The 13,020-nt window shown below is 49.6% G+C and carries 15 protein-coding genes; 3 read left to right on the forward strand and 12 right to left on the reverse strand.

Annotated features, from left to right (window positions below; all coding sequences use genetic code 11):
- Positions 1-69: 69 nt before the first annotated feature.
- The 3 genes from flgD to flgB are packed head-to-tail and all read right to left on the reverse strand — an operon-like array spanning position 70 to position 1,604.
- Positions 70-741: a flagellar hook assembly protein FlgD gene (flgD, locus tag ACN28R_RS10055; protein WP_095834297.1), complete on the reverse strand. Its 672-nt coding sequence runs from the start codon at positions 739-741 to the stop codon at positions 70-72.
- Positions 742-755: 14 nt separating this feature from the next.
- Positions 756-1,160, reverse strand: a complete 405-nt coding sequence (gene flgC / locus ACN28R_RS10060) for a flagellar basal body rod protein FlgC (protein ID WP_095834298.1) — start codon at positions 1,158-1,160, stop codon at positions 756-758.
- Positions 1,161-1,187: 27 nt separating this feature from the next.
- Positions 1,188-1,604 (reverse strand): flagellar basal body rod protein FlgB, encoded by a 417-nt coding sequence (gene flgB / locus ACN28R_RS10065; protein WP_095834299.1) that lies wholly within the window; start codon positions 1,602-1,604, stop codon positions 1,188-1,190.
- A 159-nt stretch (positions 1,605-1,763) separates the two neighbouring features.
- On the opposite strand from flgB, the gene flgA reads away from it, so the two are divergent.
- The 3 genes from flgA to ACN28R_RS10080 all read left to right on the forward strand — a co-directional run bounded on the left by flgA (position 1,764) and on the right by ACN28R_RS10080 (position 3,320).
- A complete protein-coding gene (flgA, locus tag ACN28R_RS10070; protein ID WP_095834300.1) occupies positions 1,764-2,435 on the forward strand; it encodes a flagellar basal body P-ring formation chaperone FlgA in 672 nt (223 codons plus the stop codon).
- 145 nt (positions 2,436-2,580) lie between these two features.
- Entirely contained in the window at positions 2,581-2,877 is a 297-nt protein-coding gene (gene flgM / locus ACN28R_RS10075) for a flagellar biosynthesis anti-sigma factor FlgM (RefSeq protein ID WP_095834301.1), read from the forward strand.
- Between the two features lie 5 nt (positions 2,878-2,882).
- The gene (locus ACN28R_RS10080; protein WP_095834302.1) at positions 2,883-3,320 is read left to right on the forward strand and encodes a flagella synthesis protein FlgN; all 438 of its coding nucleotides are present in this window, start codon (positions 2,883-2,885) and stop codon (positions 3,318-3,320) included.
- 67 nt (positions 3,321-3,387) lie between these two features.
- Here ACN28R_RS10080 and ACN28R_RS10085 read toward each other — a convergent pair whose 3' ends face one another.
- The 9 genes from ACN28R_RS10085 to cheW form a co-directional block, all read right to left on the reverse strand.
- The gene (locus tag ACN28R_RS10085; RefSeq protein ID WP_095834303.1) at positions 3,388-3,804 is read right to left on the reverse strand and encodes a flagellar protein FlhE; all 417 of its coding nucleotides are present in this window, start codon (positions 3,802-3,804) and stop codon (positions 3,388-3,390) included.
- Positions 3,801-5,882, reverse strand: a complete 2,082-nt coding sequence (gene flhA, locus ACN28R_RS10090; protein WP_095834304.1) for a flagellar biosynthesis protein FlhA — start codon at positions 5,880-5,882, stop codon at positions 3,801-3,803. Before flhA ends, ACN28R_RS10085 begins: the two co-directional genes overlap by 4 nt.
- Positions 5,875-7,026, reverse strand: a complete 1,152-nt coding sequence (gene flhB, locus ACN28R_RS10095; RefSeq protein ID WP_095834305.1) for a flagellar biosynthesis protein FlhB — start codon at positions 7,024-7,026, stop codon at positions 5,875-5,877. Before flhB ends, flhA begins: the two co-directional genes overlap by 8 nt.
- A 259-nt stretch (positions 7,027-7,285) precedes the next feature.
- On the reverse strand, positions 7,286-7,933 hold the full coding sequence (cheZ, locus tag ACN28R_RS10100) for a protein phosphatase CheZ (RefSeq protein ID WP_095834306.1): 648 nt from the start codon (positions 7,931-7,933) through the stop codon (positions 7,286-7,288).
- Positions 7,934-7,942: 9 nt separating this feature from the next.
- Positions 7,943-8,332: a chemotaxis response regulator CheY gene (cheY, locus tag ACN28R_RS10105; RefSeq protein ID WP_048639335.1), complete on the reverse strand. Its 390-nt coding sequence runs from the start codon at positions 8,330-8,332 to the stop codon at positions 7,943-7,945.
- Between the two features lie 37 nt (positions 8,333-8,369).
- On the reverse strand, positions 8,370-9,422 hold the full coding sequence (locus tag ACN28R_RS10110) for a protein-glutamate methylesterase/protein-glutamine glutaminase (protein WP_048639336.1): 1,053 nt from the start codon (positions 9,420-9,422) through the stop codon (positions 8,370-8,372).
- Complete coding sequence (gene cheR / locus ACN28R_RS10115) at positions 9,422-10,297, reverse strand: protein-glutamate O-methyltransferase CheR (protein WP_095834307.1); 876 nt, start codon at positions 10,295-10,297, stop codon at positions 9,422-9,424. The genes ACN28R_RS10110 and cheR overlap by 1 nt, the downstream gene beginning before the upstream one ends.
- 378 nt (positions 10,298-10,675) lie before the next feature.
- A complete protein-coding gene (locus ACN28R_RS10120) occupies positions 10,676-12,361 on the reverse strand; it encodes a methyl-accepting chemotaxis protein (RefSeq protein WP_095834308.1) in 1,686 nt (561 codons plus the stop codon).
- Between the two features lie 151 nt (positions 12,362-12,512).
- A complete protein-coding gene (gene cheW / locus ACN28R_RS10125; protein WP_048639339.1) occupies positions 12,513-13,010 on the reverse strand; it encodes a chemotaxis protein CheW in 498 nt (165 codons plus the stop codon).
- Positions 13,011-13,020: the final 10 nt, after the last annotated feature.

A 13,020-nucleotide genomic window follows, 5' to 3' on the forward strand; every position in this document is an offset into this window, starting at 1 on the left:
CCAGATAAATTGATTACTTCGTATTCCAATCATGCTGTCGCACTGGAATAGTATGACGTTCGATGACTGTTACAGGATCTGCCGTACATCTTCCAGCGTGGCTTTACCGCGCAGGCCGAGATCCAGCAAAGCCCCGGAATCGCTGTTGGTCACGCTGTTGACCAGCGCATAATTCAACGGCTGCACCACCTGCTGCGCGCCGTTGGCGCTGGCGGCAATAGACACGGTGTAGGCGCCATCCGGCGCGGCTGTGCCGTCTGTCGTTTTGCCGTCCCAGGTAAAGGAGTGTACGCCGGCAGACAAAGCGCCCAGATCCAGAGACTGAACAACTTTGCCGGTACTGTCGGTAATCGTCGCGGTGACCGTGTCCGCCGCTTGCTCCAGCTCCAGCCCGAACGGCGTCGTCGTCTCACTCCCGACTAGCACCTCGCTTCCAGGCACCATCACCCCATGACCAATCAGGGTCGTTGCCTGCAACGACTGATTGTTATTGATCTGACCGGAGATAGAACCCAGCGTCGTATTGAGTTTTTCAATACCGCTTACGGTATTAATCTGCGCCAACTGACTTAATAACTGATCGTTATCCATCGGATTGGTTGGATCCTGATTCTGCAACTGTGCAACCAACAGCGTCAGAAACTGATTTTGCAGATCGACACTGCCGGTGCCGGTTGTGGTCGTTGTCGAACTGGCCGCTGTTTGCGTTGCCGAGCTCGTATCGTTAATGGTAATTGACATGCCATTCCCCCGGTTTATTGACCAATCGTCAGCGTTTTCAACATCATCGTTTTCGTGGTGTTCAATACTTCTACGTTTGCCTGATAACTGCGTGATGCTGAAATGGTGTTAACCATTTCCGACACCGGATCGACATTCGGCATACGTACATACCCCTGAGCGTCCGCTAAAGGATTGCCTGGTTCATAAACCAAACGAGCAGGCGACGGGTCATCAACGACGCCGGAAACTCGCACACCACCGGTGGACTGGCCAGGCGCCGCATTCACCTCGAACACCACCTGTTTGGCGCGATAAGGTTCTCCATCCGGGCCGGTAACGCTGTCGGCATTCGCCAGGTTACTGGCGCTCACGTTCATGCGCTGCGATTGCGCGGCAAGCGCGGAACCAGAAATCTCGAATATATTTAATAACGACATAAAACCTTACCTTTCATCACGCTAATATCACGAACCAGACTGTAATACCGTCATCATGCCTTTGATTTGACCGCTCAAAACCGTCAGGCTGGATTGATATTTCAGGCTGTTGTCGGCAAAATTGGTGCGCTCGCGATCCATGTCCACGGTGTTGCCGTCCAGTGCCGGCTGGTCGGGAACGCGGTATAACAGATCAAGCTCCGGCGGCTGGAAATTCTGTGCGGGAATATGCCGTACAGAGGTGGTTTTTAAAGCAATACCCGTACCTTCCGCTCGGCCCTGTTCCATCACTTTACTTAGCTGACTGGCGAAATCGATATCCCTTGCCTGGTAGCCAGGGGTGTCCGCATTGGCTATATTTGCAGCCAGAATTTCCTGCCGCTGGGCACGCAAGTTCAACGCTTCCTGTTGAAACCGCAATGAGGCGTCTAATTTATCGAGCATGCTCCCTCCGCAAGTTAGAATTTAGAGCAGATAGGATAATTCTCATTATGGCGATGCCATCGAATGAATAGACATAAAATGCGGCTCTATTTATTGCCTTAACCTCAGGCGTAAGCCATTACACTGGCGCACGGATATGCCATTATCTGGAGATCGCATATGAAGATACAAAATAACCTCATATGGCTACTGATCTGTTTGTCAGTATCGCCGCGCGGTTATGCTGCAGCGACTGATCTTCCGACACAGTTAAATGAATTTTTTTCCGCACGCTATAAGGGGAGCCCCAATACGACTGTTAAGGTCGTGGTAAAATCGCCAGACTCACAGTGGCCACAGTGCGAAAGGCCGCAAATATCCTTACCGACAAGTACGCGCACCTGGGGTAATATCAGCGTTTCGGTTCGTTGCGGCCAGCAGCGTAAGTTCATCCAGACCGAGGTTCAGGTGACCGGACACTATGTGGTGAGCAGCCGTATCGTAAACCGCGGCGCAAAACTGGAAAGCAAGGATCTGCGCCTGAATAAAGGCCGCCTTGACCAGTTGCCGCCACGCGCCATACATACTCTGAGCGAGGCTGAAGGCGCGATTACCCTGCGTGATCTGACGCCGGGACAACCAATAACCGCATCCATGCTACGCAGAGCATGGATAATTAAGGCCGGTCAGAATGTTCAGGTGTTCGCTCAGGGAGAAGGCTTTACAATCAACAGCGAGGGTAAGGCTATGAATAATGCGGCGATTGGTCAGTCGGTCAGGGTCAGAACCGCATCAGGCCAAATAATAAGCGGCATCGCCGGCGATGATGGGATAATTCTTATTCCACAGTAATTTATTAAAGCTTTTTTGCCATATGCCGATGATATACACAAGGTCATTGAAGGCTATGTTTTCCCCAACTGGACTGTAGCGTTTATCTACATGTATCAGATTGATAATTAACTTATTTTATCCTCATTTCAGAGGGATTGATTTTATGAGTATTGATCGTACCCAGCCGCTGAAACCAGTCAGTCAGGTTCAGCAGCGCGAACCGGGTGAGGTATCCAAGCCCAAACGTAAACAGACTGAAGCACAGACCGAAATCAGCGCCACGCAGGTAAAACTCAGCGATGCGCAGGCTAAATTAATGCAGCCTGGCACGAGCGATATTGATATGAATCGGGTCGAAACACTGAAACAAGCTATCCGTGATGGCTCGTTGAAAATCGATGTTGAAAAAATCGCTGATGCGTTAATCAAAGACACTCAGGACTTCTTAGCAAGTAATTAATCACGATGGAAAAACTACAAACGATACTCGATAAGTTGCTGAATAATCTGAATGACCTACAGCAGGTTATGTCGGATGAGCAAACACAGCTATGTGCCGGCCAAATCAATAGCGGCGCACTTCAACAAGTTACCGAGAAAAAAAGTTCGTTATTGGCAACAATGCAATATCTGGAGACATGTCGTCATGAAGAAGAATCATTGAAAAAACTTCAGGCGCCATATGAAGATATAGAAGCGTTAGCAGAGCGCTGGCAACAGATACAGCAGCTAACGAAAAGTCTGCGAAACAAAAATCAGCATAATGGCATGCTGCTCAATCAACATATTTCCCACACTGATAAAGCGCTCGAAGTACTAAGGCCGCGTCACGGACAGTCACTATATGGACCAGACGGTCAAGCGAAAGGCGCCAATTTTTCTGGCCGTAAAATCAGCATCTAAATGTCTCTTATCATTCATGTAGAGACATTCCTTCAGCAATTTATTTCTTCAATAATATCTATTGATATTACTTATAGTTAACCGCCAGGCTGATACTGTTTACGTTAAACGCCCGGTTAAGCCTTCCGCCGCCTTCTATGTAGTATATAAAACGGAATTCACTATTAGCGGGTACGCCGCTAAAACTTCGCGTCTGCCCACTTGCTCCATCCAGTTTCACACACCGCCGAAGTGTGCAAAGCCGGACAATCAATCCGACGGGTTCAGGAGACAAAGACTCATAACGCCAGTAGATCAGGGTAACGCTCTTCTCGCTACCGACCGCCATATTAGGGCTAGGCAAAAATGCCGGAGAAGAGGCGGTGACGCCGCGATGCTCCAGCACTACCCCTCTTTGACTGGCATTCCACGCGCCCGGCGTAGCAAAAACCGCAGCAGGAACAATGATAAATAGTGCGGCAACCGCTATCCGGGCAAGTCTCATTGCGCCTCTCCGATAATCGAAGTCATGCGGATCTGCCGATTGTCACTGATTTCCAGATTAGAAAGCACCGCCATATTCGGCAAGCTACGATGTAGGAAACGAGCCAGCAATCCACGCAATGCATGATTGACCAATAATACCGGAGGCGCTCCCAGCATTTCCTGTCGTTGCAGCGCCTGTTTTGCCTGCGCCAGCAGCCTATCGGCCAGACCTGGCTCAAGTCCCCCGCCGCCTTGTAAAGCCTGAAGCAGCAGGCGTTCCAACGACCCATCCAGTCCAATCACCTGCAGCTCGCTATCGCCAGGGAACCACTGCTGTGTTATGGCTCGTCCCAGAGCAACCCGGACAACAGTTGTTAACTCATACGGATCAGGTTGCACCGGCGCATGTTCGGCCAGTGTTTCCATAATGGTTCGCATATCGCGAATAGAAACGTTTTCGCTCAGTAGATTCTGTAAAACCTTATGCAAGGTCGTTAACGTCACGACCCCCGGAATAAAGTCTTCCGCCAGCTTTGGCATTTCCTGCGCGACACGATCCATCAACTGCTGCGCTTCTTGTCGTCCAAAAAGTTCGCTGGCATGCATACTAATTAAATGATTAAGATGCGTTGCAACAACGGTACTGGCTTCTACTACCGTATATCCCTGAGTTTGCGCCTGCTCTTTTATTCCACTTTCTATCCATACGGCCGGCAGCCCAAATGCGGGATCTTTGGTTATCTCTCCCGGGAGTTCACCAACCGCATTACCCGGATTAATCGCCATCCAGCGGCCGGGATAGGCTTCGCCATGACCAACCTCTACCCCTTTCATCAGAATACGATAGCTGGCAGGCTGTAGTTCCAAATTGTCACGAATATGTACAACAGGCGGCAGATAGCCCATTTCCTGAGCAAATTTCTTTCTGATGCTACGAATTCTGCCAAGCAACTCGCCATCCTGCTGAAAATCTACCATAGGAATAAGCCGATACCCCACCTCCATGCCTAATGGATCTTCCAGTTGAACATCCGCCCAACTGGCTTCAACCACCTTATGCTTTTCCATTGAGGAAGGCTCGGGAGCCACAGCGGGCATTTTCTGTTGCGCGCCGCGCATCCACCAGGCTAACCCCAACAATGACGCTGTAAAAAGCAGAAACACGAAATTAGGCATCCCGGGCACCAGGCCTATTAATCCTAGTACGGCCGCACTTAACACCATCACCCGGGGATTGTTAAACAACTGGGTAACCATCTGCTGACCGACGTCCTGATCGGTGCTGACGCGCGTCACAATCACACCAGCGGCAGTCGAGATAACCAACGCCGGAATTTGAGCCACCAGACCATCGCCGATGGTCAGTAGGGTGTAACTTTCAGCGGCCTGGCCCACTGGCATATTATGCTGAATGACGCCGACCAGTAATCCGCCAATAATATTGATCACCATAATCATCAGGCCGGCGATGGCGTCGCCACGCACAAACTTGCTGGCGCCATCCATCGAACCGTAGAAATCCGCTTCCTGGGTTACTTCGGAACGGCGTTTTTTTGCCTCATCTTCCCCAATCAGTCCAGCGTTCAGATCGGCATCGATAGCCATCTGTTTACCTGGCATACCATCCAACACAAAGCGCGCGCCCACTTCGGCGATACGTCCGGCGCCCTTGGTGATAACCATAAAGTTAATTAACACCAAAATGATAAAAACCACGATACCGATGGCGAAATTACCGCCGACCAGAAAGTGGCCGAATGCTTCAACGACTCGCCCCGCCGCCGCAGTCCCGGTGTGACCTTCCAGCAGGATAATACGTGTCGACGCCACGTTAAGAGATAAACGCAGTAGTGTTGAGAACAACAGGATGGTGGGAAAAGCGGCAAACTCTAGCGTCCGCTGGGTAAACATGGCGACCAGCAACACCATGATGGAAAGCGCGATGTTGAAAGTAAATAACAGATCCAGAATAAACGGCGGCAGTGGCAACACCATCATAGACAAGATCAGCAGGATCAAGACTGGTCCGGCTAATATTTGCCACTGAGTGCTTTTAAAGTTACCTGGTAAACGTAATATAGAGGCCAAATTAGCCATCAGCAGTATTCTCTTTAGCAAAATCCAGTGCATCCGGCACCGGTAGGTGTTTAGGTTTTCTCGGGATTAATCCACCTTCACGCTTCCAGCGTTTCAATTGATAAACCCAAGCCAAGACCTCTGCAACAGCAGCATACAACGCGGCCGGAATATGATGTCCGACTTCAGAATGACGATACAACGCACGAGCCAAAGGCGGAGCATCTAAAACAGGTATTCTATGCTCAGCACCCAGTTCGCGAATGCGCAAAGCAATTTCTCCGGCGCCTTTTGCCAACACCTTGGGCGCGTTCATTTTTTTCTCGTCATATTGCAATGCAACGGCATAATGCGTCGGGTTGGTCACTATCACATCGGCTTTAGGCACATCGGCCATCATTCTTCGTTGAGCCATGGCCCGCTGCTGCTGACGAATTCGACCTTTAACATGGGGATCGCCTTCGCTTTCCTTGTGTTCATCACGAATCTCTTGTTTAGTCATACGCAATTTCTTGATATGGCTCCAGATTTGCCAGAACACATCAAATGCCACCATTGGCACAAGCCCCATAATGACAAGAAAGCCGCAAATCACCGCCAGATTTAATGCGTGCCCCAGAGCAGCCATAGGCGGCTCCGATATCAAATGCAGCATCTGTGGCCAGTTATGCAATAAAAACCATGTGGTTACTGTCCCCACCATCAATGATTTCAATATCGCTTTAAAAAGTTCAGCTAATGACTGTGATGAAAATAGCCGTTTTAAGCCAGATATCGGATTTAGCTTTTTTAAATCAAATTTAATTGATTTAGCACTGAATAATACCCCGCCTAATAGCATCGGCGCGGATAAAGCGACCAACACCGAGCCCAACATAATGGGGATCAGCGCCATCACCCCCAGCTTCAGTAATACGCCAATATGGCGCAGCATCTGAGTCTCATCGCCGATGGTTTCGTAATTAAAAGACAGTCCCTGGCTAACCATTAAGGCCAACTTACGCGCCATCGTTTCTCCGCCCATCCATAATATGGCTAACCCCGCCATCATCATCAGAATAGAGCTCAACTCTCGGGATCGGGGGATCTGGCCATCTTCGCGGGCCTTCTCCTCTTTATGGGGAGTGGGGGATTCTGTTTTTTCCAGATCGCTATCTTCAGCCAATACCGCTTCCTGTAATTACTACTTGGGATAGGATTTTGCTGCTTAGCATGACAAATATGAAAAAACTTTATGGCTGGAACAACGGGAAAAACCTATGTTTCTTTGATGGATAGTCGCCTGGCGGGCGAAAGGGAAATTCGATTTAGCTAATTACGGCCCGATAACGCGGCCATAAAATCAGCCCAATGATGATGGATAAAATCTCACACCAACGCGTACGCGGCATCGCCACAGCACACGTTGGTTTTGAGCAACAAGACTAGAAACCCAAGCTATCCAGCAGATCGTCAACCTGATCCTGGTTAGAAACAACGCCTGCCGCGCTTTTATCGACCTGAGGACCATTCAGCAAACCATCATTGGCGCGTTTGGGAGCAGCGGTTTTCTCAGGCATATTTTCCAACAGCACCATCAGTAACTGTTTCTCAATTTCCTGAATAACATCCATCATGCGTTTGATAACCTGACCAGTCAGATCCTGGAAATCCTGCGCCATCATGATTTCCAGCAGTTGCGCATTGGTAAATGAGGTCTGCTCCGGTACGCCTTCGAGGTATTTACGCGTATCGGTTACTAATTCACGCGCGTCGGCCAGTTCAATCGGATTCTCAAACCACTGATCCCAACGGGATTTCAGCGACTTGGCATCAGCCTCTAACTGGTTCTGACGCGGTTGCGCCGCTTCAACGCAGCTCAGCGCCCGCTCTGCTGCCTGAGCCGTCATCTGGACAACATAGTCAAGACGATCGCGAGCATCAGGAATGGCTTCCGCTGCTTCCGCGATCGCACTGTCCAAACCTAATTCCCGCAGGCTGTCACGCAGCATACGGGTTAATTGACCGATACGAGAAATAATCTCTGTAGCTGACGCCGTGTCATTTACGGGCGGCATTGGATGTGGCTTCATAAGATCCCCTTACATACCCAGTTTTTCAAAAATCTTACTCAGCTTCTCTTCCAAGGTAGCAGCAGTAAATGGTTTAACAACATAACCACTAGCACCAGCCTGTGCTGCGGCGATAATATTTTCTTTCTTTGCTTCCGCCGTCACCATCAACACCGGGAGTTTTGAGAGCGCAGCGTCAGCACGAATAGTTTGCAGCAACTCCAAACCATCCATATTGGGCATATTCCAGTCAGAAATAACGAAATCGAAAGCACCAGCACGAAGCTTATTCAGCGCGTCAGCACCATCTTCCGCTTCTTCTACATTATTAAAGCCCAGTTCCTTTAGTAGGTTGCGAACAATTCGGCGCATTGTCGAAAAATCATCCACTACTAAAAATCTGAGTTCTTTATCGGCCATACCTACTCCTAAAATATTTATTGCTCACCGGGAGCTGCTATATACGTAATGCCTGTCCGGCAGAAATTTGCGCCAGCATCCGCTGGCTAACCTGGTGCAGATTCACTACTTCGTCGACGCCCCCCATAGCGATAGCTTCACGCGGCATGCCAAATACCACGCAACTTGCTTCGTCTTGTGCCAGGGTATAGGCACCGGCCTGATGAAGTTCCAACAAACCGGCAGCTCCGTCGTTTCCCATTCCCGTAAGGATAACCCCTACAGCATTTCGCCCGGCATACTGAGCAACCGAACGAAACAATACATCAACCGATGGACGGTGACGGTTAACCGGCGGGCCGTCATTCAAGCGCACCTGATAATTTGCGCCGCTGCGCGCCAGTTCAAGATGCCGTGCGCCTGGAGCAATATAGGCATGGCCTGGTAAAACACGCTCGCCATCCTCAGCTTCTTTCACCGTAATCTGACATAACTTATTCAGCCGCTCGGCAAAAGACTTGGTGAATCCTGGGGGCATATGCTGCGTAATCAGCAATGCAGGGCTTGTCGGCGGCAGAGGCTGCAACACGTGACGTATCGCCTCGGTTCCCCCTGTCGATGCGCCAATAGCGATAAGTTTTTCGCTGCTGAGCAATGGCGTATGTTGGATAATCGCCATTGGCTCATTGGTTTTACTGCGTTGCGGCAGTCGCGCCTTGGCGGCCATGCGAATTTTTTCAGCGATCAGTTCGCTGTATGCCAGCATGCCTTCGCGGATACCTAACTGCGGTTTTGTCACAAAATCGATAGCCCCCAACTCCAGGGCGCGCAGGGTGATTTCAGAGCCTTTTCCCGTTAGAGACGACACCATAACCACCGGCATTGGGCGTAAACGCATTAATTTTTCAAGAAAATCCAAGCCGTCCATACGCGGCATTTCGACATCCAGCGTTAATACCTGCGGATTGAATTTTTTAATTAAATCACGGGCGACTAATGGATCAGGAGCCGTCGCAACCACTTCCATATCAGGGTGGCTGTTAATGATTTCGGTCATGATCTGACGCATAAGGGCAGAGTCATCAACACATAGCACTTTAATTTTGTTCATTATCTTTCCTTAGCCAGTCCATAAACCGTCTGCCCGCGCAAATAGAATTCTCGACTAATCTGACTAAAATTTTCTGAATGTCCGGCAAATAGCAACCCGCCTGGCTTAAGCAGCGGAACAAAGCGACGCAAGATACGCTCCTGCGTTTCTTTATCAAAATAAATCATTACGTTACGGCAAAAAATAGCGTCAAAAGGCGCAGGGACGGACCACTCGGGCGCTAACAGATTTAATTGCTGAAAATGCACCATGGCCGCCAGTTCCGGCCGAACGCGCACCAGCCCGCTATGCGGCCCGGTACCACGTAAAAAAAATCGCTGTAATTGCTGTGGAGAAAGCGAACGTAATTCTTCCTGACGATAGATTCCGGCCGTCGCTTTTTCCAACACCTGCGTATCAATATCACTGGACACAACCTTACAACTGCTGTCGGCCCGGTTGCCAAACACCTCGGCAAGCGTCATGGCAAGGGAATAAGGCTCCTCGCCCGTTGATGCCGCGGTACTCCAGACGGAGTAGCCATTAGGCCGCTTGCGGGCATGCTCAGCTAATATCGGAAAGTGGTGAGCTTCCCGGAAAAATGCCGTCAGATTGGTTGTCAGCGCATTAATAAAAGCCTGCCATTCAGCGCTGTTAGGGTCGGACTCCAATAGTGCAAGATATTGGCCGAAATCGTGAATCCCAAGCAAACGTAAACGCCGGACTAAACGGTTATAAACCATTTCTCTTTTGTGATCGGCCAGCACAATACCAGCACGCTGATAGATTAGCTGGCTGATGCGTCGGAAATGGACATCCGACAGCGGCAACCGGTCTACCATCTGCGTCAAGATAGAAGCAGGCTCAGGGCGATTTTGCGATGGTATGCTTTTCATATTAAACCGCCCGAATATCTATTTTTGCTATGGTCTTTTCCAATCTGAACGTCCCTTACAGCTATAGCAGGTTTGTCTTTGTTATCATTTATCAGATGTTCATCTTGTTGTAATGCAAGATTAAAAATCTGACTCTGTATTGGTCAGTGCCGCGGGCCGTTCACTTTCGGAACCGACCGCGACACGTGTTCTACTAACGCTGCATTCTGCTAGGTGGTTCTATCCATCTCAGTAACAGCTTGCACGACTTACTCAATTACCCACAAACAACTTCATAAAGAGCCTGGGGGGACACGGCTGACAAACTCGTCAAATGCGCAAACGTTCATAACAAGACCAGGGCGGCATTTTGGCCGTATCCACAAAGCGCGAGTCTTATTAGAATGTTTCCCAGTTCTCCGCTGATTGGTTTTCTTTCCTATTCTTATCACCGTTCTCAGCAACGGCTAACAGCGCCGGTTTCTGACGGTTTTCCGTTTGCGGCGCCCGGTACAGGCTCCCATTGGCATCAGGAATACGAAATACCGCAACAGCCTGGTTGAGAATCCTTACCTGCTCTTCCAACGCCACGGCGGCGGAAGCGGACTGCTCAACTAAGGCGGCGTTTTGCTGCGTTACGCTATCCATTTCCGTAACGGCCTGACTGACCTGATCGATGCCTTTGCTTTGTTCATCGGAAGCGGAGGCAATCTCGCCCATGATGTCAGTAACCCGAGTGACCGCACTGACAATTTCCGCCATCGTTTCCCCTGCACTTTCAACCAGTACAGAACCTTCATCGACACGATTTACAGAATCTTCAATCAAACCCTTAATTTCTTTTGCCGCCTGAGCGCTGCGTTGCGCCAGGTTACGCACCTCTCCCGCCACAACCGCAAAGCCACGGCCTTGTTCCCCGGCGCGGGCGGCTTCAACCGCCGCGTTCAGAGCCAGAATATTGGTCTGGAAAGCAATGCCGTCAATCACACTGGTAATATCGGCAATTTTTTGCGAGCTGCCCGCAATGTTGTGCATCGTTTTAACAACATTATCGACCACTTTCCCTCCCTTCTGCGCCGTTTCCGATGCGCTTAACGCCAACTGGCTCGCCTGCCGGGCATTCTCGGCGTTCTGTTTCACCGTCGAGGTCAATTGCTCCATGCTGGCAGCGGTTTCTTCCAGTGAAGCGGCCTGCTGTTCGGTACGAGAGGAAAGATCGTTATTGCCCGCACTAATTTCAGTGGCGCCGGTATAAATGGCATCTGTTCCGTGACGCACCGCGCTTACCGTGGTAACAAATTCACTCTGCATATTTCGCAGGCTGTCGGCCACCACGCCCATTTCGTTTTTGCTGTGGAAGTCGATCGTTTTCGTCAGATCCCCTCGGGCAAGCAGACGAATATGTTCAACGATGGCATGAAGTGGCCGGGTTATGAGTTTTTGGATGCCGAACCAAGCCATCAACACCAAAATCAGGACCAAAACAATGATGGTGCCTAATACCCAAAGCGCTGAATCGTAAGCAGCTTTGTTTTCTGCAATGCCCGTGCGATATAACTTCTCACTGTCTGCCTGATAGGCGTAATACGCCTTTTCAAAATTGTCCTGGAATGCCTGCGTAGGCTGTTCGACAAATTTTTCAAATTCATCGTTGGAAAGAAACTGGGCCAGCTCTGCCAGGGCTTGATGCAGCGCCACATAGTTTTCTTTCACCGCACTGGCAACGGTCGGATCCTGATGCGTAACAAGCGCCATTTTCTCATAATGACTAAAGTGCTCGTTCGCAGAATTCAGTTGTGATTTAGCCAAAGCGAGCAATTCATCAAAAGCCGCGCCGGTACCTTGTCCTTCTTTGTCCAGCGCAATGCGAATACCTGCCCGGTTTAGCGTATTTCGCGTTTGTAATAAATATGACCATGTGGCATCTAATTCTGATTTTTTCTGATTAATAACCTGTGTTGAACTAAAAATCTCGTTATCTGTTTTTAATGAGCTAAAGAATAAACCTGCTGAAATCAGCTGAAGTGCGCCAAAAAAAGCCAAGATAAGAATCAAACTTGTCACAACTTTTATACGACTGAACATGTCATTTCCCTTGAGTAGATCAACTTTTGCTAGTAGTAGCACTTGGTAGTATCGGCATGGTTTCGAATATCTTTACGATTTTTCGAATTAGGAGGGGCGCAAAAGAGGGAAAGCGTGGGGCCGCAGATGGCCCCACAGATAAGCGAATAACTCAGACTTTCGTCACGCTGTCGACCAGCGCCATTTCTTCACTGCTAAGCAGTTTTTCAATATCAACCAGGATCAGCATTCTTTCACCTAACGAACCCAATCCCGTCAGGTATTCCGTTGATAGAGTGACGGCGAATTCCGGCGCCGGACGAATTTGATCGGCTGTCAAGGAAAGCACATCGGATACGCCATCAACGACGATCCCGACAACCCGCTGTCCGAGATTTAAAACGATAACGACGGTATTGTCGTCGTAATCGACTTCCTGCTGAGCAAATTTAATACGCAGATCGACAATGGGCACGATTACGCCACGCAGATTAGTGACGCCTTTAATAAAGGCCGGGGTATTGGCAATGCGGGTTACCTGATCATAACCTCGGATTTCCTGCACCTTTAAGATATCAACGCCATATTCTTCATCACCCAGAGTAAAAATTAAGAACTCCTGTCCTACAGTTTCACCCGTCAGCTTCGTGACGTTTGCAAGTCCAGTCATGTTTTCCACT

Origin of the sequence: Brenneria goodwinii (genome assembly GCF_002291445.1) — a bacterium.
GTDB classification, from domain to species: Bacteria; Pseudomonadota; Gammaproteobacteria; order Enterobacterales; family Enterobacteriaceae; genus Brenneria; species Brenneria goodwinii.

Coding starts and splice junctions, on each gene's coding strand:
- flgM (WP_095834301.1), top strand. CDS start 2,581: ATGAGTATTGATCGTACCCAGCCGCTGAAACCAGTCAGTCAGGTTCAG.
- ACN28R_RS10080 (WP_095834302.1), top strand. CDS start 2,883: ATGGAAAAACTACAAACGATACTCGATAAGTTGCTGAATAATCTGAAT.
- cheR (WP_095834307.1), bottom strand. CDS start 10,297: ATGAAAAGCATACCATCGCAAAATCGCCCTGAGCCTGCTTCTATCTTG.
- ACN28R_RS10120 (WP_095834308.1), bottom strand. CDS start 12,361: ATGTTCAGTCGTATAAAAGTTGTGACAAGTTTGATTCTTATCTTGGCT.
- ACN28R_RS10110 (WP_048639336.1), bottom strand. CDS start 9,422: ATGAACAAAATTAAAGTGCTATGTGTTGATGACTCTGCCCTTATGCGT.
- cheY (WP_048639335.1), bottom strand. CDS start 8,332: ATGGCCGATAAAGAACTCAGATTTTTAGTAGTGGATGATTTTTCGACA.
- flgD (WP_095834297.1), bottom strand. CDS start 741: ATGTCAATTACCATTAACGATACGAGCTCGGCAACGCAAACAGCGGCC.
- flgA (WP_095834300.1), top strand. CDS start 1,764: ATGAAGATACAAAATAACCTCATATGGCTACTGATCTGTTTGTCAGTA.
- cheW (WP_048639339.1), bottom strand. CDS start 13,010: ATGACTGGACTTGCAAACGTCACGAAGCTGACGGGTGAAACTGTAGGA.
- flgB (WP_095834299.1), bottom strand. CDS start 1,604: ATGCTCGATAAATTAGACGCCTCATTGCGGTTTCAACAGGAAGCGTTG.
- flgC (WP_095834298.1), bottom strand. CDS start 1,160: ATGTCGTTATTAAATATATTCGAGATTTCTGGTTCCGCGCTTGCCGCG.
- flhA (WP_095834304.1), bottom strand. CDS start 5,882: ATGGCTAATTTGGCCTCTATATTACGTTTACCAGGTAACTTTAAAAGC.
- cheZ (WP_095834306.1), bottom strand. CDS start 7,933: ATGAAGCCACATCCAATGCCGCCCGTAAATGACACGGCGTCAGCTACA.
- ACN28R_RS10085 (WP_095834303.1), bottom strand. CDS start 3,804: ATGAGACTTGCCCGGATAGCGGTTGCCGCACTATTTATCATTGTTCCT.